The organism is Lacticaseibacillus boliensis (genome assembly GCF_054784775.1).
This window is the reverse complement of the sequence record NZ_BAAIHN010000005.1, coordinates 102,435-124,357: the sequence shown is the minus strand read 5'-3', so window position 1 is coordinate 124,357 and position 21,923 is coordinate 102,435. Positions and strand designations below refer to the sequence as shown.

Below are 21,923 nucleotides of genomic sequence, written 5' to 3'. Positions count from 1 at the left end.
ACACAGACCTAGACCTTCAGAGCGACCAGGAAATTGAGACTTACATTGAACAACTGAATAATCGACCACGCAAGGTCTTAGGCTGGAAGACGCCATCAGAAGTCTTCATGGGTAAAAAGTTGCACTTGAGTTGACAATTCGTCGTGTCAAAAGTCCCTTGAATGTCCCCATATTTCGTTGAACCACTGACCGAAGCCGGTGCAGACGCGGTCTGCACACCATCAGCACCACTGATAAACTTACCGACAAGGTACAACGGCCGATCAACTCGTGCCGTCGCAGGAGATGCCGCCTCGTTCAGCGTGAAGATGACAGGTGCACCAACACTGGCTTGGCTAACGTCCCAAACCGTCGTCAGATCATCATCGGTGTTATTGTTCAATCTCTTCGTAGCCGTATCAAACTGTTTGGTCACCGCCGTGTCTAATTGGTAGGTAGCTGGTACTGGCACTGTGATTGTTAGATTGTTGTAATCCGCCACCGTGAGGCCAGTCTCATAACCGGCGTCGACCCAGCGCACAAAGTCATCCCCCACCTGGACATCGCTGTGGATCTGGCTGGCACCGCCGAAACTTGTATCCTTATTGGTGGCGTTGCTATCTTTATACAACGAATAGCCGCTAAAATTCGCCAAGTGGTAAGTCGCCTTCATCGCGACTTGACCAGTGACTTGACCGTTCACAGCCACCGTTGCGATGTCTTGATAATCCAACTTGGATTTGTCGGGCCAATAAGCTGCCTTGATCTGCACATCAAAGCCTAACGTCGACAGCGTATCCGCCGTCACCGTGTAGGTTACCCCGTTAGTCGATTGCGCTTTAGTGGCACCACTCAAATTAGGAGCGGAGTCGATTGCCTTAAAGTTCGGCAAGGTAATGGAGACAATGTCGCCTTTAACCAAATTGGTAGCAGCAATCGACAACTTGTCTTTGTCTTGCGTTCCGGAGTCGGGTTTTGTCGCCGAATTGCCCGTCAAACCACTATATGACTCGACGATACTTGTCTGCCCATTGACCGTCATCGATGCCGTTGCGTTGCTGGTAGGCGCTGGCTCTGGTGTTGGACTCAGAAGCGACTTGTAGCTAACGACTGGCGCAGTGGTCTTCGTTTTTGCGGCGGCTGTGGTGGCTGAATCTGCGGTTTTTGCCGCAGTCGTGTCCGCTGTCTTGGTCGCAGCACTTGCTGGTGTGTCAGTCGTCGCTGTGGTTGCGGTAGCCGTCGTTGCATTTGCTTGGGACGCATTGGCAGTCGCAGCATCCTTGGCTGTCGTGTCTGTTGCCGTCTTCGTTGCTGAGTCAGCCGCCGTTGTGGTCGCATCAGCTTTTGCAGTCGCTGGTGTTACTTGGGCGCTGGTCGTCGTTGCCGCCTCGGTCGGGGTCGCGGTTGTGGTCTTGCTTGTGGTAGCTGTTGTTGGTTGTGCCGGCGTTGCTGTGGCCGGTTTTTCTGCGGCGTTTTGGGCATAGTGCACCGTCACGCTGCTGTTGGCGTCTGTCGCCGTGACAGTTGCCGCAGCAATCTGCGGCTGGTCAGCGGTCATGCCTGTGACGCTCGCAGCTGCGACCGCGGCGAAGCCGGCCTGGCTATCTGTCTGCTGCCAAGTCTTGCCATCATCGTTAGAGGTGAAGTGTGCCGTCTGTACCGTATCTGGGGCAACGGTTTTGCCCGTCGCATCGACATAGTGGATCGTGCGTGTCACGTTTTTCATCGTGACGGCCTCAGCCGGGGCCTGGGTGTCGCTGACCGTTGCTTGTTCGTCGGGGCTCGTTGTGGCCGCCGCGTGTGTCGCTTGCGGCTTGCTGAAACCCAGTGCGGCGATCGTAATCACTGTTGCACCGGCAATGACCCATTGGTGCTTCGCCTTGTACATTCTGAAACGGGTCTTCTCAGTTGTTAGGCCGATTCTTTTTTTATTCATGATGTTCCCTCCAAACTGTGGTCCAGTTCTCTTCTCCTCTATTGTATTAATTTTAATTTGTGATAGTCATCAACATTTATAAATATCTTGTTTATAAAATGAAAGTAGGCGCTACCAATCTTATTGTATCAGCATCCGCCATATAAAAATGGTAATACTTGGGATCAAAAAAAAGCTCCTCCATGCCGGAGAAGCCTGCCATCATTCACGACCTGCCGCTTCGTCGCGCGGCGGATCCTTGGTCGGCAGCACCGTGATGACCAACATCGTGATGCCAATCGCCGCCAACAAAAGCAGTCGCGCGGTTGCTTGATGCCACAACAAGATGTAAACGAGCCACTGGCCCGCATACAACGCAACATACACCGCCCAGTGGACCCCGGCGTCGCGAAACCGCCGGATCACCAAGGACAGCGACGGTAACAACGTCACCAAGCTGATGACGATCAAGAGCAACAATAACCACAGCATGCTCATCAGAAGCGCGATCGGACTGCTCAGCTTGGCGGTGTCCCCGCTGTTGGCCAGCTTTATCACCGCCCCAATACTGACGGCGATCGTCACGCCGCCGATGATCAGCCCCACGATAGCTGAAAACAGCATCAACCACCAATACTCGCGACGACTGCTGCGGCCGGTGAAATTCACGTAATTGGCAAAGTAAGCCTTGATGCTGGTGAAGCCGCCGACGCCGTAATAGTTGTTGTTTGTTTGTTTCGCGACGCTTTCACTCGCCTTTTTCATCCGGATCCCCCGCTTCCTGTGTAACTCAATCACTCATTTTTCTCTGTTCACGGGTGAATATACACCCAGCCTGATCAGCGAACAACGAACAGTTTTGTCACCTGTGCGGCCTCAACCAAACAATAAGGCATAGCCTAACAAGCCTTCAGCAACGATCCCGGCACCGATGTAAAACCAACCCCAAACTTTGGCGCCACCGGCTCGAAGCGATTCGGTCTGACTGCCAAACAAGTTACCGCGGACCAGCCGCAACCAGTGGCCGCGCAACACCTGCACGCCCACTAAAGCCGACCATATTCCACCTACACCCAACACCCACAGCGTCGTCGGATCTGACATCGCGTTATCCTCCAAAATGAAAGCGCTGTTATTAGATTCCAATCTTAATATACCCCCTTAATTATTTTTGGGCAATAAAAAGCGGACCGCCAACGCGATCCGCTTGGATATATCGATTAATTGGCCGCCAAATGTGCAACTTGCTTAGGCAAGAACAGGTGCTTGGCGATCGTGACCAAAGCCGTGGTGACAACCAGCGTCAAGATGCCGGTGAAGACGGCGGACAGCCCGTTAATGAACAGCGAGTAGATCCAAGCCGACATCCCCTTAGGCGCGTAGCTACCCCAGAAGATCCAGCCGGCGTAGAAGTGGCAGAGATACTTGGCGAAGACGCCTAAGATCACCGCCGACCACGCCCACGCGAGAGCTTTGCCTTTGGCGTTTTGCGTCAAGGCGCGCTGGAACGGCTTGTAGAAAAGGCCGCCGAGCCCGGCCACGGTGAAGGCGATCGGATATTCGATAAAGCCTTGCGTCACGTTCAAGACGCTGCCTTCGCCGATCCCGATCAAGAGCAGATCCAAGATCCCCCAGGTGAAGCCGGCCGCCATCGCCGGGCCGACGCCACGACGTAGCGCCAACACGCTGATTGGAATCAGGCCGTAGCTCATTTCCACAGAGCTGATGCCGGTTTTGTGTGGGACGTACTCCAACGCCATGGCAAACGCAGCGATGATCGCCACTTCTAGAATGACTTGTAAATGTGAATGACTTTTTTGCACAATAATAGACCTCCTTTGTGATTTTACCCATGCACAAAGAAGGTCGTATTTACGACGCTCACAATCCCTACGCTCGTATTAGCGAACAGGTTCGAAGGGTCAGGGTTTCCCCACTCTCAGCCAATGGCTCCCCTTTGTGACGGGTATTCAGTTATATTGTACAAGCTCTAAGATGACAGAATGGTGAGAATTTGTCAAGGAACAGTCACAAGATCAGTTGTGTTTTCTTGCGCCACCACCTCAGTTAAGCGCAGCTATACTCGGTTTAGAGATGATCATCATGGATCAAGAGCAAGTCATTTGCAAAATAACAACAGCTTATATTTCACCATTCCCAAAGTATTCGTCGCGCAATTAAACCTGAATGAAGGATATTCAATTACAATCAATGTGAAAGATGGTGCGCTTGTCGCTAGTGCCACTGAACAATCTAACTCATTCATTAAGTTACACGAAATTGCTGCCATGTAATTTCTAGCCGACAAGTGGCACCTCGATCTGGTCTTCTTCTCTTTCACCGATGTATCCGCTTGCATCCCCCGCCCTCAACTTGCTATGCTGGAATTATGGCATATATAAGTAATTGCTATGCATAATCCAGAAACGCAAGGAGACGTGAGTGTATGTTAGAACTGAACCGCCCCATCACCCAACAACAACCCATCAACATCATGCTGGTAATCGACCGCAACATGGTGTTCCAGGCGCTGAACCTCACGCGCACGATCCTCGCCAACAATCCGCAAGACGCGTTGCATTTTTACATCATCTGCGACAACGTCACCACCCAGCAGCGCCGCGCGTTGACGCAGGCCTTCGCCAACAACCCGCGGGTGGTGATCCAGCTGATCACTCCGCACATCCCTTTGCCGGCCAACGTCGCGACCAGCTACCGCATCCCCAAGACCGCCTACTACCGCATCTACGTCGATCAGCTGCTGGCAGACTACCCGGTCGAGCGGATCTTGTACCTGGACGTCGACATGGTCAACACCGGCGCCTTGCGCCCGCTGTACGACACGGCCTTGGGCGCGAATCTCATCGGCGCCGTGGCCGACGGAGGTGACCTCGACCGTTTTGAAAAAATGGACCTGGCGCAGGTTTCACCCGATCGCTATTTTAATTCCGGCATGCTGCTCATCGACGTCGCCCGCTGGCGCCGAGACCAGATTGCCACGCAGGTCGTGGCTTATGCGCAAGAAAACGCCGAGCGCTGCAAATATCATGACCAAGACGCCCTCAACGCGATCTTGCACAGCCAGTGGCAACAGCTCCACCCCAGATACAACGCCCAGACCAACATCATGCTTGGCGAGACGCAGCGCTTCTCGCGCGATGTCTTGCACAGCACCCGCCAGAATCCGGTACTCGTCCACTTCTGCGGCCACATGAAGCCTTGGCGGGATGATTTTCCGCATCCGGGGCTGAAGCGGTTGTATTATGGCGCGAACCTCACCGCAAACTAAACCAGACGTCAACAGCCTCACCATCGATTGGATGGTGAGGCTGTTTGTGTGTGGTTGCTAGACTTGATCAACGCTTGGCCGCAATCTCCAAACAAGTTGTGATAAATACATCTAGGTTTGTCTCAGGCACCCGTTGCAACTTATCTCGAAACGCGATGAAGTCGTCGCGTTTGGTTTTCTGCTCCTGCGGCGAATGGGCAACAGGGAAGATTTTGAGATACAAATTACTTTTCTCGCGAATGTGCATATGGCATGTCGACCGCTTTGAGAACGTCCTCCAAGTTACCATCACAATAGATTGGTGTGACCCGATCTTTATACCACCGCCGGGATAATCCAGGAATCCGACCTTTTAGATACGCGTTCTTGACGTCTGGGTGTTGCACATCATCAACATCCATCAAGGTGAAAATATGCAGATGATCCAGGCTTTCAAGCGAATACGCTTCGGCAAATACCGCCTGTGATGCTAAGTCGCTTTCTTTTAACAATCGCTTAGCCAATCCTTCGATCTGGATACTCGACCGACCACTATCTTCGGCAATCACGATGATTTTTAACCGGATCGCTGAACCCAGACTTTGAGCAATGGCCACTTCAGATAAGCCATGGGCGACCACAACCACAATGTCTTGCGCTGGTCGCAACACCCGCTTGGGGCGCTTTCTACTTTTGCTGGCCATCAAACACCTCATCGAGATCGAGGAAACCTGTGTACGGAATCCCCATAAAGTCACCATTAAGATACATCTTCTGGACGTTGTTGTTCTTCTTGATGGTTTTGATGTCGGGAAAGTTAGCGACATACTTAAAGCCATCAGTATCCTCTTGAATAACATACGCAGATTCTGGGCGGAGCGCATTCAGCAACAACGTATTATGCGTGCTGAAGATCAGCTGACCCTTGATCTGCTTGTCCAAGGCCTCAACTAGCTTCAACATCAACAGGTCATGGATCCCGGTGTCGATTTCATCGATCACCACAGTGTTGCCATGCATGGCGTCTGCGATCATCGGCATCATATCCAGTAACCGCTTGGTCCCGTCTGATTCTAACTCAAACGGAATATCGCGCACTTCACCCCAGATATTCTTTTGGACGATCAGGCGATAATCCACCATCTCGTCTTGATACTGTCGCACGTATTTCAGCCCGACAATGTCCGAATACAGTTGTGGAAAAAAGGCGTTCAGCATCTGTTCGATTTCATCAAGCTGCGTCTCATCTTGACGCAAAATCCGCCCCGCTCTGGGTGCCGTGGTCAATAGCCCATGCGTATAGCCCTTGCGCGTATCTTCAAGCGTGAAAGAAATTCGTTGAATCTCTCGCATCGCGTGCCAGACACTGTTTGCCACCCCATGACGCATATACTCGCGATTGTTGTCCTTCAGCGCCAAATCAATGATGCTCAAGAAGGTGTGCTTACCCCAAAGCCGCTGGATACTATTGCGAAAATCCGCATTAAGCACTTCGTCGCTGAAGGCGGTCCCGTTCAGCATGACCTCAATGGTCTCTTCTTGCCGGTGAATATCAAAAATCATGCCGTTGCGAACATTCACGATTGAATACAGCGTTTCTCGCTTCAACTGATGGTCGCTGTCAAAAATGAGCTCATAATACCCGGTACTGTTGCCAGTGCCTTTAAGCTCACTGTTCTCAAACGCGATGCGGATGACCGAGTCTTCATGACTGTCGATCGTAAACGCGTTGCGAAACACTTGGGCCAAAGTCGTCGCTGTGGCAAGCGGCCCAACTGATGGCTTCTGAACTTGGTTAGCTTCCAACGCTGCAGAATCCTCGCTCAGCTTCTCCATCAGCTCACGCGCAAAACGAAGCGTGACGATCGTTCGCGCCAATTGGGCAAAAGGCTTTAATAGATTCGTTTTCCCGGCACCGTTTTCGCCATACAATGCCACCACGTGCTTGGGCTGATGGCGTGTCGTCAGATCCCAATCCACATCGACGAAAGAACCATAGTTTTCCAAATGCAAAGCAGTAATCATTGTTATCCCCCGTATTTGGAACATTTTATGTCGAAATTAGGATATATTGTGCTTATATCATAGCATTATGCGCCATGCGACACAACCGCCCAAATAAATGGCGCCGCCCACCATCGACCTGGTGAGCGACGCCATTTTAATTATTCGGCCGCAGCCGTCAACACCTCATGCCACTGACCCCAAACCGCATCTTCTGAATACCGAGCGCAAAAATCATATGCGCCTTGCGACAGCGCACTCAGCTTCGCGGGATCATCCCACAAATCGATGATTGCCCGGGCAATGTACAGCGGGCTGTTGGTCGCAACCACAATGCCGCTTTCCCCGTCGTTGACCAGCGTCGTCGGCCCGTAATCGATGTCGTAGGTGATGACAGGCAGGCCGTAGCTTTGCGCCTCCAAAATGCTGACGTTGAAGCCTTCGACTTCGCTGGTGACGACCATCACCGAATTGTCGGGATAGATATCATCCAGGCTGTCCTTGAACCCGCGAAAGTGGACGCGTGCTTGCAAGTCCAAGGTGTTGACCAGCTTGATCAGCTTGTTTTGTTCCTCATACCCTGCCATCGGCGCGCCAAAAATGTTCAGCGTCGCATCAGGGACGATTTTTTTAATCAGACTCAGCGCCTGGATCGCATCCCCGACGCGTTTTTCCGCGGACAAGCGGGCAACCACCAAGATCGTATGGGGCGGCCGCTCGGCTGGCGTCACCCGCGGCCGATCTAACTCAGCCGGCGTCAAGTATCGCACCGGCACCGTGTACACAGGCGTCGGAACCAGCTGCCGCAAGTCTTCTGCCTGCTTCTCGGTGGACACGATGATCCCGGAGAACTTGGCATCGACGGCTTTTTGCACCCACAAGGTCACCTGTGGCGTCGCGGCGTTAGGATCGTTCAGGTGGCTGCTGTGCATCACAAGTAATTTTTGCGCTGGCACCGCCATCTGACTGAGCGGCACGACCGCGGTCTCATGGCGATCAGCGAAGAAGACCGCCGAAGGATCCTTGGTCGCGACGACATCTAAGAAGTACGCGAAAAGGGGTTCCATCGACGTGAACGTTCTGATCTCGCCGTTGAAGCGTAACTGCATCGAGCGGTTACCCCACTGCCCGTCAGCACCCAGCCCATATTGCTCAGAATAAACCAACTCGTGCCGGCGGTTCCAGAACAGTTGCGTCGCCACGCGACCCTCTTGATCAATCAGCTGGGTCATGGACAAAAAGCCGCGCGTATCGTACAAATCGACGCTTGTGACCTTGCCGCTTTGATCGTAAAAACTAATCGTATCTAACGCCAGGTTAGCAGGCCGGAAGCGCACAATCGCCACGATCTTTCCGGCCAAGATGAAGGTCTGTTGCAAGTGGTCGTCACTGGTCTCGATAGTGTCATTCGCGATGGTTGGCACCTCAGGCGATACCGCTTCGCTTTGTTCGGTGAACCCTTGGAAAAAGTCGAACATGTTGAGATAAGTTGACGCATCAAGGCCATATTTTTGCAAAATCGGTGCGACTTCGCGATCATACTCACGGGTCACAAACACCGGTTGCCGGCGATAGTTTTGAAATAGTTGCACGCGTGCGATCATCATTTTCTCAATTGCAGAAATCGGTGCATAAAGCTTGTGCGTTAAAAAGTATTCCATTTCAATGATCTCCATCAATCCATCATTGCGCAACGAAAGGGTCACCTCAACGAGATGGCCCTTTCATGATACTAGTTTCGGCGCTTACGCTTCAGTGAAATTCCCAGAAGCGCTGCCGTTGCGGTGAGCAACGTTGCAATTCCTGCAAGCGATGCCTTGTTGGTGCTTTCCCCAGTTTCAGGGAACCGCTCAGCTTCATCTTGTTTGGCGATCGTAGCCGGTTGTGCGTTGGCTGCGATCCGGGCTTGCTCAGTGCCATCCGTCTCTGTCGAAGCAGAGCTGTTGGTAGCGAGCGGCTTTGGTGCCGGGGTGGAAATTGCCGTTGGGGCTGTTGTTGGTGCAGTCGTTGGAGCCGCTGTTGGTACGGATGTTGGTGCAGTCGTCGGAGCACTCGTTGGCGCAACCGTCGGGGCAGACGTAGGAGCTACCGTCGACGCAGCGGTTGGTGCGGACGTTGGCGCACTTGTTGGAGCAACGGTTGGTGTAGACGTAGGAGCTGTCGTCGGTGCCGCAGTCGGTGCCACTGTGTGTTCAACCGTTGGAGCTACTGTTGGCGCGGCTGTCGGGGCTACCGTCGGTGCAGACGTCGGAGCTGCGGTAGGAGCTACCGTTGGAGCAACCGTCGGCGCAGCGGTCGGTGCGATTGTTGGAACCACTGTTGGTGCAGACGTTGGGGCAACTGTCGGAGCAATCGTTGGAGCTACGGTTGGTGCAACTGTCGGAGCTACCGTCGGTGCAGACGTCGGAGCTGCGGTTGGGGCTACGGTCGGTGCTGTCGTTGGCGCAGACGTCGGAGCTACCGTTGGTGCTATCGTTGATTTTGGCTCAAAGTTAACGTAGTATTCGCCAGACGGATTGACACGTGTATCAATAAAGACTTGATTACCGCTAGCTGTTATGCCATCGTCTTGTGTTGCAGATACCTGATAATCTTCCGGAACATCAAGGCTTAACACATAGGATCCTGTAACAGAGGCACTTGTAATGCCGATCGTCTGCCCCGTTACAGAATCAACCGAATAAATAATCCCAAATGCGCCAACTGTTGTTGCATCACTATCATCTGGCACAATATGAACTTGATAGATTCCACTAGTATCTTGGGTCGTATCAATCAGAAATTGACCTCCCTGGACTGATACGCCAAGGTCTTGATTATCGGCTGCATGATAGCCACTTGGAATATCTGTGGACAGAATATTACCATTCGTGAAAATCATAGTCGTCCCGTATCTACTGTTACTCTGGTCATCCCAGAGAATAATTGTTCCTGATGCTGCTGAAACTTGCTGAATAGGCTCAGCATGTACGGTTACAACCGAAATAGCTGCACTACCTAATAATGCCGTCGAAATTAATAAAGCCTTTTGCCATTGTGGCAATGTACGTTTGTTCCCCATTAAAATTAACCCTCCACTACGATATGATTTTGTCATATCAGATTTCACAATTATCCATGAAAAACAGATGATTGTCTATAAAAAACGTCACTGTACATATCGTCGCCCACTCGCATTCACGAAATATAAAGCACCCTTAGTTAAGGTTTGTTTATAAAGTTACACACTCAATTGATTTAGGTCCTAAATATATAGTTATTTTATCAGTGAAGGTGTCTATATTTTTCTGTGTTCTATAAAAATTTGTGTTACTTACTTTTGTCATCAATAATTACATACACTGTTTATCAACGATTAAATCGATGAATTAATAGTCAAAATTTATTACGTAATCTTAAAAAAGTTTTTCCGTGAATTGAATTGGGAATCAACACACACTTAAAATGCAAAAAAAGTAGGACCCACCCCCTTCAGAGATTACGTCCTACCTTCATATAACCTATCAGCTTATTTACCCGAATCCGTGGTCCCAGCGTCACGTGCATCAACACCGCTCGTCGTCCCGGTGCCAGTACTTGTTACGGCCGTGCCAGTCGCTTGTTTCACTACCTCAGTCTTACCAGTTGCGCTCTCGGCACCGTTGTCCGTACCAATCGTACTCGAAGCTTTCGCGCCTGTCGTCGTGGTCCCAGCGACCTTACCAGTACTTGTGCTTCTCGAAGGCGTCCAGCGGTGATAGCGGCTAGTCGCGTAACCCGACCGACTGCCAATGGTTCCGGTGTAGCCAGCAGAACCAGTACTGCCGGTACTACCGCTGTTACCAGTACCACTTCCAGTCACGCCGTTAGTATCAGCCGTACCAGCAGTTGTCGTAGCATCGCTGCCCGAATCCGCATCGGCAGTCGCCGATTCACTTGAAGCAGACGCACTCGTAGCGGTTGTCGCCGTGGTGTCCTTAACATCAGCCTTTTTATCGTCAGCCTTGGGTTCATCTGCCTTCTTCAGCCGCGCCGCGTAACTTTTGTGCAGCGCCTTGATCTTGACGGTCAGCTTCTTCAGCTGCTGATCCGAGTAAACCACCGCCCGCTCGCTTTTGGCGACCTTCAACAACGCCGCCAGCGCATGGTCGTTGGCCTGCAACTGCTTCTTGCTGGCAGACGCAAGCTGCTTGCCGTCCAGCGTCGCCGCCTTCAGTGCCGCGGCATTTTTGTGGACAAAGTATTGCTTCTCTTCAGCAATATCAGCCTGATACTGCGCCAAGATCTGTTTGTCGTGTTCGTCACCTTGGCGATAAGCGGCATACGCCTTCGTCAAAGACTTCAGAGCTGCCAGACGCTTGGCGTCGTTTTTCTGTGCTTTGACCTTGGCAAAATCTGCGCTCATGTCCGCCAGCTTGACGTGGATCCGATCCTCATAGTGTTGCTGTGCCATCACGTTTTGCCGATGGTGGAAGCCGACAAAAACGAGTGCTGCCACAATGATCACGGCGCAGACGGTGGCGACCAGCGTCGAAATGCGCTTCTTTGTTCGCATATGTCATCCCCCACGATTCTCCCATACCAAACCCCGATCGGTATGGACATGCTTCGATGATATTATACCAGCCCAGCAAACACTTAATATAGTCTGAAAACAGTTTAATTGCGTAGCTGGCAGTCTGACTCGCGTATTAAACGATCCAGACCGTCACATTCATGCAAGAGCGGATTGTTAGCAACAAGTCTTTAACGAAGTCTGGATGGTTAGTAATGCCGAACCTCGATTCAAACACTACCCGATACACAACAACGTCGATACAGTGCCAGTTGGCGATTCATTCAAGAATACATAAGGCTTGGAACGCAACTGATTACCATGCTATAATGGCTACAGAAAAGGCGCGGTGTGCAACCACCACGCCCAATGCAGACCGTTTAAGACGGCTGGCATTTATGAATTGACTAGAGAACCGTCGCTTCGGCCAAGAAGTTATCGATGGTTCTTTTTTTGTCGGCTTCGATCATTGCTTTCACGATAACAACCACTAGCTCGAGTAAGGCAACAATTAAGCTACCAAACGCCAACATCATCATGATTGCATCAGCAACGGGAATCAACAAGGCACCCCCTTTCACTTAGCGTTTGTGAATCACCCATAGGCGACCACCTCACAATGTGATTGGATTTACCAACCGTCATCAACTTTCTGCTTTGTTATCTTACCATATCGACTATCACGACACCCCAAAAAGTTGCCACGATTCTCCCATACCAAACCCCTATCGGTACGGACACGTTTCGATGATATTATACCAGCCCAGCAAACAGGGAAAATGCTTAATTCCAATAAAACAGATACATTGCGATTTGGAGGAGACCCATGACCGCCAAGAAAGCCGGCTCGGATCATCTTCGCTTCGCTGCTTTCGCGTGCTTACCCTCCAGAACGCAACCGACTTTCCTTGAGTTGAAATCAAATCTTTTTTGTTAGCCTAAAATCTTATAAAATATGATAGAATCAAAGTAAGGTTTCATTCACGTTAGCTCAATTTTCAGTCGCCACGATATCGATAATATTCCTATAACAATAAGCTTTACATCATTGAAATTTAAATCTCTTCCAATCCACCATTGAGCACTTTTCAATTACTTATTGCTAACTTTCTCGTTAAGTTCATCTTATACGTATACGTATACGTCCAGGCGCGGATTGACGTTAAAAGCTTGGCGCGTTCCAGGAGGCATTATTCATGAAAGTAACAAAGCTCGTTGTCGGTATTCTTCAGATCCTGGTTTCATTGGTCATCTTGCTGCAATCTTGTGCAGTTGGGCTTGGCCACGCAATCGAAAGCAAAACGTCAGATGCTGGCGGCTCTGTCGGCGTCTTCGTCGGAATCTTATTTCTGGCAACCGGCATCGTCTATATTGCAACCCGGAAGAGCGAAAAACTTGGCGGCGACATCGCTGCAATGGTTATGATGCTCATTTCGTGGGTCTTTGGCATCACGAATGCTGCCGATTATTCCGACCTCGCAATCTGGGGTTGGCTGGCGTTCATCATCGGTGTTGGCTTCTTCGTCTGGCACCTCATCAGTAATCGCAAACAGAAACATCCAGCCGCATAATTAGCGGCCAGCCCCTTCTCGCATGGCTAACGATGTTGACTAACGAACCGGCACTTCTGCCAAGAAGTGCCGGTTCGTTTTGTTGTCTGCGATCATTTTGCTAACGCATGCACAGCCGAGCACTGACGCCATGATCGCCGCCGCTGCTGGCGAAGGCTCTCCTCTTAAGCAAAAAAAGAACGCCATCTCTTGATTCCAAGAGACAGCGAACCTTCCACCTGATTACTTCACCGAACGAATCGAACCCATCAGGACGATCGCGACGATTTCCATCCCGATCGCGAAGTAGAAAATAGCACCAAATCCGAAAGCGCTGACAATAACAGACGCAATAATGGAAGCTAACATCTGAGAGAACGTGTTCGCTAAGTTGATCAAGCCCAGATCCTTACCAGCCGTATCAGAAGATGGCAGGACATCCAAGTTCAACGCGCCATCGACTGAGTTATACACGCCATTACCAATAGCGGCTAAACCACCATAAAGAAACATTGCCCATGGTGTGACGAAAAGGAGTGGTAATACTGGCGCAATGGCTAAGATAACCGTTGCAATCAAGATTGGCAGCTTGACCCGCTTGAATTTATCAGCAATTGGCCCGGCAACGGCAGCAAAGAACACCCCAACGACCAGACTGATCGTCGAATAAATCGAGATAGATGCACCTGCACCGCTGTTAGACAAGTGAATGTAATCTGTGAAGATATACAGCAGATAAGTAAAGACAATCATGTAACCGACAGTCATGAAGAACTTGCCTGTCAATGCTAAGTAAAAATCACGTGCGCCCTTGGTTGGGAACGTGAAGTATTTCAATACGGCAGCTTTATCGAATTTGATCTTAGGCTGATCCAAGTTCGACTGTTCATTAGACAACAGTATATGAACCACGCATAAGATGACCGAAATCGCAGCTAACGTATAGAGCCCATACTTCACATTACCAAGGAACTGAGCGGCAAGAATCGCAAACCCTTGTTGTGCGGCAGTCATCCCCACACCATAAAACGTTGATAGCGTCCCGCGCCACCGTGGTGCGATCCGATCCGAAATCTGCGGGTAAATAGCCGCGGCGACAATGTTCTCGCCTCCAGAAACCAACACCCACACAAAGATAATGGCCATTACTGAACGAAGATTGGCAACGATCACCAATGAGATCGCCATAATCAACGTCCCAATAACAATGTACGGTTTACGCTGACCGAACCGTGAACGGTTGACATCGGACATGGCACCAAACATAAAGTTGGTGATCGCCCCGGTGATCGTCGCGACCGCACCAAGGATCCCGACCGCCCAGATCTTCCGCGCAGGGTCGATCTGACTAAACAGTTCTGGTAACAAGGTCCCCCGAGCAGAAGCGGCTGGGCCGTACCAGCATAACGGTGCTAGAAACATCGCGATAGAAAAGGCAAGCGGTAATTTGGGCTGATCCTCATCGCGAACTTTGGCGTTAACTGCACCGACTTTCTTATCTTTATCCATGATTTCACCTCATTTTGAAATCTGTTACGTTTACCAGCTAACCATCGTGCCCGCATCTTCAGGATCGTTCAAATCAAAGAACGTTAATTTTGCTTCGGTGTAATGCTCCCCGACGCGATACAGGTTGGTCCCGTGAGTGATATTGCCGTGCCCGTTGATGACCAAGTAGTGCTGTGAATGGGCAACGATGTCGAGTCCTTCGACTTCGTCTTCCGGCACGACACGGTTCAACTTGACGTCGTGAACAGGTACCCGCTTGACGCTCACATTTTGAGCGGCCCCTGCAACCAAGACGGTGTAGAACGTCTGATTACCAGTGAAATCACCGGCACATACGACCTGCTGACTAGCTACCTTGCTGTTGTAATGATACGATTGTTCGCTATCTGCCAAAGTACTGCTCAAACGCTCATCGAAGACGCTGGTTGCGGCCACATCAGCTACCGTGAATTCAGCGACATGATCGTTGAGGACGACCTTACCTTGACTGTCATAATGGAATGCTTGTTGATAATGATGCTTGCCAGAAGCCTTGACCTGATCGATGACCAGATAAATATCAGGCTGCAGATGCAAGACTTTGCGGGTGACCCATACCGGACTAGGCAGCTTCATGAAGCCATCATGGCCGCCTTCAAAGAACTCATAGCCAGGGCCTTGATGCAAAGGACTCTTCAGCACGTCGACTTGCGTATTGAGATCCCAAGATTGGTCGTAATGGTGGGGATCGAAGCCGTCGACGATGATCGTATTGTGCGCCGGCAACATCTTGAATTCATAGCGGTCGGCCTTGTCGACATACGTGTAACGGCCGGCATCGACTAAGACATCATGGCCGCCAACGATCCAATCGACATGCAAGAGATCGCTGTGGCCGTGCCCACTACCGATTTGACCACAATCCATGTGCAACATATTCGCGTCGCGGCGCCAGCTTGAACGTAAAACATAATGGCCTGAAGATTCTAGGGCAATCGATGTCTGCTCAGGGTCGCGCGGCGCTAAGCCATCAAACAAAGCTTGGTCATGCGCGGTAAACAACCAAGAGTTCTCGAAACTCAACGGCTCATCTGAAGCTTGCTTGAACGTTCCGTCGGCAAAGTCGATCGCCGCCAGCTGCCACGGTGTGTTGAGATGCTGCACATCAGAATCGCCATACAGAAGCTGGGTGCCGTCAGGTTTGGCCATATACCGCGAAGCTTTGGCCATCTTGGCAACCTGCGCGCTAAAACCAGCGGGCAAAGTGAGATTCAAGCGCCGGGCGAACAGGATAACTTCAAGCATCACGCGCAACACTTCGTTATGATAAAGCGCGGATTGTTCGACCTGAACGCCGTCGTTTTGGACCTGCACGTGCAGTTCATGGCTCAAGTATGCCAGCGAATCGTGTAAGGCCCGCTCCGTGTCGCTGTTATGTGGTAACAAACAACCGTATAAGAATAACCCGAAGTTCTCGAACACACCCCAATTTGTTGAATAATTGTAGGGTTTGTTCTCAGCCAAGAGCGTCTTTTCATGCACCCGCATCGATGCGTAGATCTTGTTGAGCACCGCATCGGTCAACTTAGGGCTGTCTTGGATCATGTACAACGATTTCAACCATTTTTCGGTACGGAAGCCAATTTCTAGGATCCGCCAAGTCGTCATCCGATTATCTGGACTGATCGGCTGTTGATCGATGAAATCTGTGATCAAATCAATATAGCCTTGAACGTACTTTTCCTTACCAGTAATCAGATAGGCCTGTGCCAAGCAAACCAAGAACTGGTGCCGGTTGAACGCCCAGATGAACTCGTTGTCGTCTGCCGGCTTGAACTCCCAGTTGATCTTATCTTTAAAAATCACCGGAATATCGGTCCGTTCCAGGTCCCATTCCATGTTAAAGACAAACTTCTTTTGCAACGCGTCATCCGCGGTTTCGATCACCTGTTGGACGATGTCTTCATGCTGATTCACCCGTGGTAGCACCAAATCCATATGTGCAGCCGGTGCAAATGCCGGTTGGAAAAAAGTCGCTTTTGTAACATCAGCCATTGTTAACTGCCTCCTTGGCAACTTGACTAAGTGGTAGTGGATAACCACCTAATCGCATTAATGCTTCAATATAATAGAAATCTGCATAAATTAACGGTTGGGGTTGCGGCTCATCGTGATAACTGACTGCCGCACTTTCGACAATGTTATCTCGCTTATCGTCGTAATCGGCATACTTGGCGTCAATCACCTCCAGCAGATCGATAGCGGCTCGTTTAAACTTACCCGCCTGCTCGGGCTGTGTTGCTTGCAACGCAGTGCTCAAGTGTAACAACCCGCTGGCCAGGATCGCCGTTGCTGAATTGTCGACGTAATCAACGGTTTGGGGCTGATCAAAATCAATTGGCAGAGCCGCTCCTGGCCGCAACTGTTGTAAACAATAGTCGGCGATCTTCGTCGCGGTCGCTAGATATTCTGGCAATCCGGTATATTCATAAGCCTTCATGAAGCCGCTGACGCCCCAGCTTTGCCCACGCGTCCATGCAGAACCATGCGCGAAGCCTTGCCCGCCGAGAGAATGCTGATAATCACCGGAAACGGGATCAAAGACGATAATGTGTTTGACTGAGCCATCATCACGCACCGCATGCTTGATGACCGTGTGGGCATGGGCATTGGCAATCGCGGCAAAACGCGGATCCCCGGTGGTGGCACTTGCCCAATACAAGAGCTCGAGATTCATCATCGTGTCGATGATCGACCACCCGACTCTCGTATCGCTATCGGTGCGCGCATCCCAGGCACGAATGAAGCGGCCGTTGAGGTTGAAACGGCCCGCCAAGATCGTGGCGGCATGAAGCGCGCGTTGCTTGGCAGTGGCAGAACGCGTCAAGACGGCGTCATAACCGCTGCTCAATAAGTACATGAAGCCGACGTCGTGATCAAGCCCGCGCATGGTTGTCAGATTCAGCGCCAATTCAGATTCAATCGTCTTGGCCGCTGCACTGTATTGCTTGCTTCCACTCACCGCGTATAGCTCCCACAAGATTCCTGGATAAAAGCCGTTCGTCCACCAGCTGAGATGATCGACCGCCATCACATCCCCGCCAATGTGGCTGTGATCATCAAAGTGCCCATCCACAGTGGTATAAGGAATCTTGCTACCTGTCCGTGAAGCAACGGTTTGATACTTTTTCTCAATCGCTTGGAGACGCTCTTTTGCAGCAAACTCGCTCATAGATATCACCTCGAAAATAGTATTAATCGTTTGATTTTTTAATTAAATAAATATAGAGGAACTTTACCCCTATTTCCGTAAATATCAAACGTTTATCTTTGAACAAGCACACTATACATCCGCATAAAAGCGCTGTCAATAGCAAATCCAAAATTCTCATCATCCCGTTTCTATGGTATAATAATGCCAGCTTTTCTCATTTACTCTAACTAATCAGGTGACTTGGCCATGAAAAAGAAAATCGGGCTGGTCGATATCGCCAAGCGTGCAGGTGTCTCTGTTGCGACTGTCTCTTACGCCTTGCATGGCGGCGGTACCCTCAGCGACAAGACGCGTCAAAGAATCAAAAACATTGCAACTGAACTGCATTATCGCCCAAACATAGCGGCTCAAGGGTTGCGGACGCACCAGTCGAAGATCGTCTGCATGCTCATTAACAGATTCAACAGTGCCTTCAACGGCACCTTGATCGACGACACCAGAATGGCGTTGCTGGCCAAAGGCTACGCCTTGGTGGTCATTGGCAACAGCAACGCCTATTTGATCGACTCGCAGATGTTCGACGGTCTAATCTTCTGGAACCACGCGATCCCCCGCGACGAGCTGCACGCGCTGGCCAAGCGCGTCCAAATTCCCATCGTCTTGATGGCTGATGAGCTCGACTTGCCTAACGTCGACAACGTGGTCTTGGATAACGCCCCGGCGATCGACGCCTTGATGCAATACTACGAGCACTCCGCCCATCACAAGATCTGTTTCTTCCGGCACTCCGCGGACTTCTACAACGAAGATCACGGCTCGTACAACTCGGAACAACGCCTGAACGCGTGCATCGCGTATCTGCGCAAACACCATCCCGACATCGACGTGCTTGCCAATACTTACGACGGCTTCTTCGAATTTTCCCGCGCGTACGAGATCGCGCTAGACCTGTTGAAAAAGCGCCGCTACGACTTTTTCTTCTGTCTCAATGACATGATGGCCTATGGCGTCTACAAAGCCGCCAATGAGTTGGGCCTGGTGGTAGGCGAAGACATCAGCGTCGTCGGCTTCGATAACTCCCCCACTTCCGGGACTTATTATCAGCCCGCGCTGACCACGATCGACTCCGAACTTACTGAATGGAGCACCCGCGTCGTCGATGCCATCACCGACAAGATGTCACATCCGGACAAGATGCAAGGCCACACGATCATCTCCCCAACCACGCTGGTGCCCGGGGACTCGGTGAAGTTGGCAACGGCGTTGGATAGCAAGTGATTTGGCAATATAAAAAAGGCAACTCGCGAGAGTTGCCTTTTTTACATGTTCTGTTAGCGATAAACCCTAATACAAAAGTCTCGACGATGACAGCACATTTATAGTCGGTTATACATATAACGGATCGTAATATTTGTGCACCCATGCATCCGCTTCTTCTTGGGACTCATTTATGCAATCTTCTGGTTTAATGATCAAATCATCATCAACGTTAAACAGCCGCTGACGTCCTTTTACCTTGAACGGTCGGATGTAATAACCATCTGTTCCAAATTTCCACTCATAGCTTTTAGGACCCAGCTTCACCACATCAACGATTTGAATCACGCATAAAGCATGACCTGGAATTGTGCCCGGTATGTGTTGCGCGGTCGAACAGATCAGCAGATCCCCACGGTGTGACGTTGGCCAACTCCTGAACTCACTCATTTTTTCGCCTACAAGAATATCCATCACATAATCCGGTCGAATCGATATCGCCTTCATAAGCTCATCCCCATCCTCTTCAACCAGATTATAGCATTTAGCGCTTCCAAAATATTTCAAAAGCTTCCGAAACATCGCTTTTAATAATGGAATACTCCCATGAGTTCTTGCCGGTTTCTTCGATTGTGACTAGTTTCTGGGCGTCCATTAAACCATACAGATCGGAGCCTGCATCGCTGCGCCACAGATACGGCACGCCGCTTGAGATGTGCGCGTCAGGCTACGCAAAGCAAAAAACCACCGCCCGCTCTTGTTAGCAGGCGGTGGCATGTGTGAAAGGAAGTCCGTCCCTTTGATCCGGCCGTCACCCAAACAGCCGGTGGCGCAATCGCGCCTAAAAATAGGATAGCAAATTCTGCATGACAAGATAGTCAGGATTTCACTAAAAACTTTGCGATGCCGATATTCATCACGACGAATTTTACTTCTAAGCTTGGTTAATGCTTCTATTCTATGTGAGCCCAGCCTCACAGACTTTATGGAGGAAGGAGGACGCAACCATGGCACGTACAGTTTTGAGTTATACGCTGTCGGTGTCTTCGCGCCGGAGTAATGGGACGATCATTACCCGGCGGTACCCGAATGCCAGCTTATCGCTGAATGATGATCAGGCACGGACGATTCAGGATGTTGTCAACAGCTTCGACGAAGATCTACCGAACTACCTGCGGGTGACCCGCATCGATAATATTGACACCGAGCCTGATGACTGACCCTATTGACGGATAGAAGGAGGTGATTATCATGGATAACATCATCCAAGACCTGAGCTTGAACTTTGCAGGTGCAAACGGCGAGATCAACAGCTTTCGGATCAACGGCTTATACGGTACAGTGACGAGCGAAAAGGCTAATGCGGCGATGGATATCATCCTCGCCACAGGCGCATTCGTCGACGACACCGGGCCTTTGTATACGACCCCCATCAACGCCGTTTTGACCACCACTGAGACCAAGACGATTTCCGAGCGCTAACCACGATTGCGGGAGGCGCAGGCAATTGCCAAGGGCTCAAGCGGGTAGGAAAGAAGATGACGCTTATGGACACACAATTCTTAGGCAGTCTGGTCGACCAAGCCATCGGCGGCGTGATCGCCTTGATCCTGCTGACGAAGATCGACAAGCGGCTCGAACAACTCAGCACGGATGTGCAGGCGCTCATCACCGAGATCCGCGCCGAATTAAAAAAGTCAGCGTAACGAAAGGAGATTCCCGTTCATGGCAACAGCACTGGTCGCAGATGTCTCTAGCTGGAATCCAGACACCCAAGCTTTTTTCTCAGACCTCGCCAAGCGCGGCGTGAAAGCCGTGGTGGTGAAGCTGACTGAAGGCACCACGTACAAGAATCCCAAGGCCAAAGCCCAGATCCGTGCCGCCTGGAACGCCGGCATGCACGCACACGGCTACCACTTCGCCCATTATCAAAATACCGCCCAGGCCCAGGCCGAGGCGCAATACTTCACCCAAACTGCCCGTGCCTTAGGCCTCAACGGCACCTCAGTCTTGGCCGCCGACGTCGAAGACCCCGCCCTTCCCAAGGCCAATCTCACGGCATTGACCAACACCTTCCTGACAGCGGTCAAGGCGGCCGGTTTTGGTAAGGTCGACTTCTACACCATGGCCAGCTGGATCTGGTCGGGTTACCTCAATCCCGCCACCCTATTGGCCAAGAACCGCTGGATCGCCCGCTACGGCGCCACCCAACCCGGCGTGGACAACGTCGGCACGTGGCAGTACACGAACAACTTTCAGGGGCTGCATGTGGATATGAGTTACGATTTTCATGGATTATATACCAAAGTGTCGTGAGGCGGGTTTTGCTGGAAGTCTATGGCGGCTTGGGTGCCGGTGCGTGACCGAGACAGCTTAGCCAGTCCTCTGTTGCACCCTGAAGCTCGACAATGAACCGGAGTGTTGTGCGTACTTCGAACCCAGAAAGGAGGCCTGGCATGTCCCCGTCTCGAATCCATGTCGTCTTGAGTCTCTCCCAACGCCGCACCATTAACCATTACAAAGCAGTCTACGGCCTGTCGATCAGCAAAATAGGCAAGCTGGCATTGATGGAATTCTTCGCCAATCATCCCCTTGCACCTGATCCCCAGACGTTCCAACTCGAAGACACGCCGGCGTTCGCCTCAGTCGATGCATTACTCCAGTATCTAGAGGAAAAGAAAACTGATCAGGCTTGACCTCCCCCCGAACAAAAT

The 21,923-nt window shown here is 51.0% G+C and carries 20 protein-coding genes, 3 pseudogenes and 1 riboswitch; of the genes and pseudogenes, 9 read left to right on the top strand and 14 right to left on the bottom strand.

Features of this window, described 5'->3' with window-relative positions; genetic code table 11:
* Positions 1 to 134, top strand: a pseudogene (locus ACYVRB_RS04010) (IS30 family transposase); the annotation flags it as partial.
* Positions 135 to 1,462: 1,328 nt separating this feature from the next.
* Here the strand turns inward: ACYVRB_RS04010 and ACYVRB_RS04005 are convergent.
* The 4 genes and pseudogenes from ACYVRB_RS04005 to thiT all read right to left on the bottom strand — a co-directional run.
* Positions 1,463 to 1,915: pseudogene (locus ACYVRB_RS04005) on the bottom strand (mucin-binding protein); the annotation flags it as partial.
* 201 nt (positions 1,916 to 2,116) lie between these two features.
* A complete protein-coding gene (locus ACYVRB_RS04000; protein WP_461213716.1) occupies positions 2,117 to 2,659 on the bottom strand; it encodes a DUF805 domain-containing protein in 543 nt (180 codons plus the stop codon).
* A 111-nt stretch (positions 2,660 to 2,770) separates the two neighbouring features.
* Positions 2,771 to 2,998 carry a hypothetical protein gene (locus ACYVRB_RS03995; RefSeq protein WP_461213715.1) on the bottom strand — a complete coding sequence of 76 codons (228 nt, stop codon included), beginning with the start codon at positions 2,996 to 2,998 and terminating at the stop codon, positions 2,771 to 2,773.
* Positions 2,999 to 3,114: 116 nt separating this feature from the next.
* Positions 3,115 to 3,654 (bottom strand): energy-coupled thiamine transporter ThiT, encoded by a 540-nt coding sequence (gene thiT, locus ACYVRB_RS03990; RefSeq protein WP_461213722.1) that lies wholly within the window; start codon positions 3,652 to 3,654, stop codon positions 3,115 to 3,117.
* Positions 3,655 to 3,764: 110 nt separating this feature from the next.
* Positions 3,765 to 3,861, bottom strand: a riboswitch (TPP riboswitch).
* 479 nt (positions 3,862 to 4,340) lie between these two features.
* Here thiT and ACYVRB_RS03985 point away from each other — a divergent pair.
* Positions 4,341 to 5,183, top strand: coding sequence for a glycosyltransferase family 8 protein (locus ACYVRB_RS03985; protein ID WP_461213714.1), 843 nt, complete (start codon positions 4,341 to 4,343; stop codon positions 5,181 to 5,183).
* A 224-nt stretch (positions 5,184 to 5,407) separates the two neighbouring features.
* Here the strand turns inward: ACYVRB_RS03985 and ACYVRB_RS03980 are convergent, their stop codons facing one another.
* From ACYVRB_RS03980 to ACYVRB_RS03955, 6 genes are all read right to left on the bottom strand, one after another.
* Positions 5,408 to 5,866 (bottom strand): hypothetical protein, encoded by a 459-nt coding sequence (locus tag ACYVRB_RS03980; RefSeq protein ID WP_461213712.1) that lies wholly within the window; start codon positions 5,864 to 5,866, stop codon positions 5,408 to 5,410.
* On the bottom strand, positions 5,850 to 7,187 hold the full coding sequence (locus ACYVRB_RS03975) for an AAA family ATPase (RefSeq protein WP_461213711.1): 1,338 nt from the start codon (positions 7,185 to 7,187) through the stop codon (positions 5,850 to 5,852). The genes ACYVRB_RS03980 and ACYVRB_RS03975 overlap by 17 nt, the downstream gene beginning before the upstream one ends.
* A 140-nt stretch (positions 7,188 to 7,327) precedes the next feature.
* On the bottom strand, positions 7,328 to 8,827 hold the full coding sequence (locus ACYVRB_RS03970; RefSeq protein ID WP_461213709.1) for a glycosyltransferase: 1,500 nt from the start codon (positions 8,825 to 8,827) through the stop codon (positions 7,328 to 7,330).
* Between the two features lie 71 nt (positions 8,828 to 8,898).
* Positions 8,899 to 10,047: an LPXTG cell wall anchor domain-containing protein gene (locus ACYVRB_RS03965; protein ID WP_461213708.1), complete on the bottom strand. Its 1,149-nt coding sequence runs from the start codon at positions 10,045 to 10,047 to the stop codon at positions 8,899 to 8,901.
* Between the two features lie 627 nt (positions 10,048 to 10,674).
* Positions 10,675 to 11,700, bottom strand: a complete 1,026-nt coding sequence (locus ACYVRB_RS03960) for a hypothetical protein (protein ID WP_461213706.1) — start codon at positions 11,698 to 11,700, stop codon at positions 10,675 to 10,677.
* Between the two features lie 407 nt (positions 11,701 to 12,107).
* Positions 12,108 to 12,266 (bottom strand): putative holin-like toxin, encoded by a 159-nt coding sequence (locus tag ACYVRB_RS03955; RefSeq protein WP_461213704.1) that lies wholly within the window; start codon positions 12,264 to 12,266, stop codon positions 12,108 to 12,110.
* A 630-nt stretch (positions 12,267 to 12,896) separates the two neighbouring features.
* Here ACYVRB_RS03955 and ACYVRB_RS03950 point away from each other — a divergent pair.
* Positions 12,897 to 13,271, top strand: coding sequence for a hypothetical protein (locus tag ACYVRB_RS03950; protein WP_461213702.1), 375 nt, complete (start codon positions 12,897 to 12,899; stop codon positions 13,269 to 13,271).
* Positions 13,272 to 13,493: 222 nt separating this feature from the next.
* Here ACYVRB_RS03950 and ACYVRB_RS03945 read toward each other — a convergent pair whose 3' ends face one another.
* Genes ACYVRB_RS03945 through ACYVRB_RS03935 form a run of 3 tightly spaced genes read right to left on the bottom strand, consistent with a single transcriptional unit; the run spans position 13,494 to position 17,970 of the window.
* Complete coding sequence (locus ACYVRB_RS03945) at positions 13,494 to 14,759, bottom strand: MFS transporter (RefSeq protein WP_461213701.1); 1,266 nt, start codon at positions 14,757 to 14,759, stop codon at positions 13,494 to 13,496.
* A gap of 30 nt (positions 14,760 to 14,789) precedes the next feature.
* On the bottom strand, positions 14,790 to 16,793 hold the full coding sequence (locus ACYVRB_RS03940; RefSeq protein WP_461213699.1) for an alginate lyase family protein: 2,004 nt from the start codon (positions 16,791 to 16,793) through the stop codon (positions 14,790 to 14,792).
* Entirely contained in the window at positions 16,786 to 17,970 is a 1,185-nt protein-coding gene (locus tag ACYVRB_RS03935) for a glycoside hydrolase family 88 protein (protein WP_461213698.1), read from the bottom strand. The genes ACYVRB_RS03940 and ACYVRB_RS03935 overlap by 8 nt, the downstream gene beginning before the upstream one ends.
* A 228-nt stretch (positions 17,971 to 18,198) precedes the next feature.
* On the opposite strand from ACYVRB_RS03935, the gene ACYVRB_RS03930 reads away from it, so the two are divergent.
* Positions 18,199 to 19,230 (top strand): LacI family DNA-binding transcriptional regulator, encoded by a 1,032-nt coding sequence (locus ACYVRB_RS03930; protein ID WP_461213697.1) that lies wholly within the window; start codon positions 18,199 to 18,201, stop codon positions 19,228 to 19,230.
* 108 nt (positions 19,231 to 19,338) lie between these two features.
* Here the strand turns inward: ACYVRB_RS03930 and ACYVRB_RS03925 are convergent, their stop codons facing one another.
* Entirely contained in the window at positions 19,339 to 19,716 is a 378-nt protein-coding gene (locus ACYVRB_RS03925) for an ASCH domain-containing protein (protein ID WP_461213695.1), read from the bottom strand.
* Positions 19,717 to 20,216: 500 nt separating this feature from the next.
* Between ACYVRB_RS03925 and ACYVRB_RS03920 the strand changes: the two genes are divergently transcribed.
* The 5 genes and pseudogenes from ACYVRB_RS03920 (at position 20,217) to ACYVRB_RS03900 (ending at position 21,905) form a co-directional block, all read left to right on the top strand.
* The gene (locus ACYVRB_RS03920; protein WP_461213694.1) at positions 20,217 to 20,429 is read left to right on the top strand and encodes a hypothetical protein; all 213 of its coding nucleotides are present in this window, start codon (positions 20,217 to 20,219) and stop codon (positions 20,427 to 20,429) included.
* Between the two features lie 31 nt (positions 20,430 to 20,460).
* Positions 20,461 to 20,691: a DUF2922 family protein gene (locus tag ACYVRB_RS03915; RefSeq protein ID WP_461213692.1), complete on the top strand. Its 231-nt coding sequence runs from the start codon at positions 20,461 to 20,463 to the stop codon at positions 20,689 to 20,691.
* 65 nt (positions 20,692 to 20,756) lie between these two features.
* Entirely contained in the window at positions 20,757 to 20,915 is a 159-nt protein-coding gene (locus ACYVRB_RS03910; protein ID WP_461213690.1) for a YvrJ family protein, read from the top strand.
* Between the two features lie 19 nt (positions 20,916 to 20,934).
* Positions 20,935 to 21,513: pseudogene (locus ACYVRB_RS03905) on the top strand (GH25 family lysozyme); the annotation flags it as partial.
* 152 nt (positions 21,514 to 21,665) lie between these two features.
* A complete protein-coding gene (locus ACYVRB_RS03900; RefSeq protein ID WP_461213688.1) occupies positions 21,666 to 21,905 on the top strand; it encodes a hypothetical protein in 240 nt (79 codons plus the stop codon).
* The last annotated feature ends 18 nt before the right edge of the window (positions 21,906 to 21,923 follow it).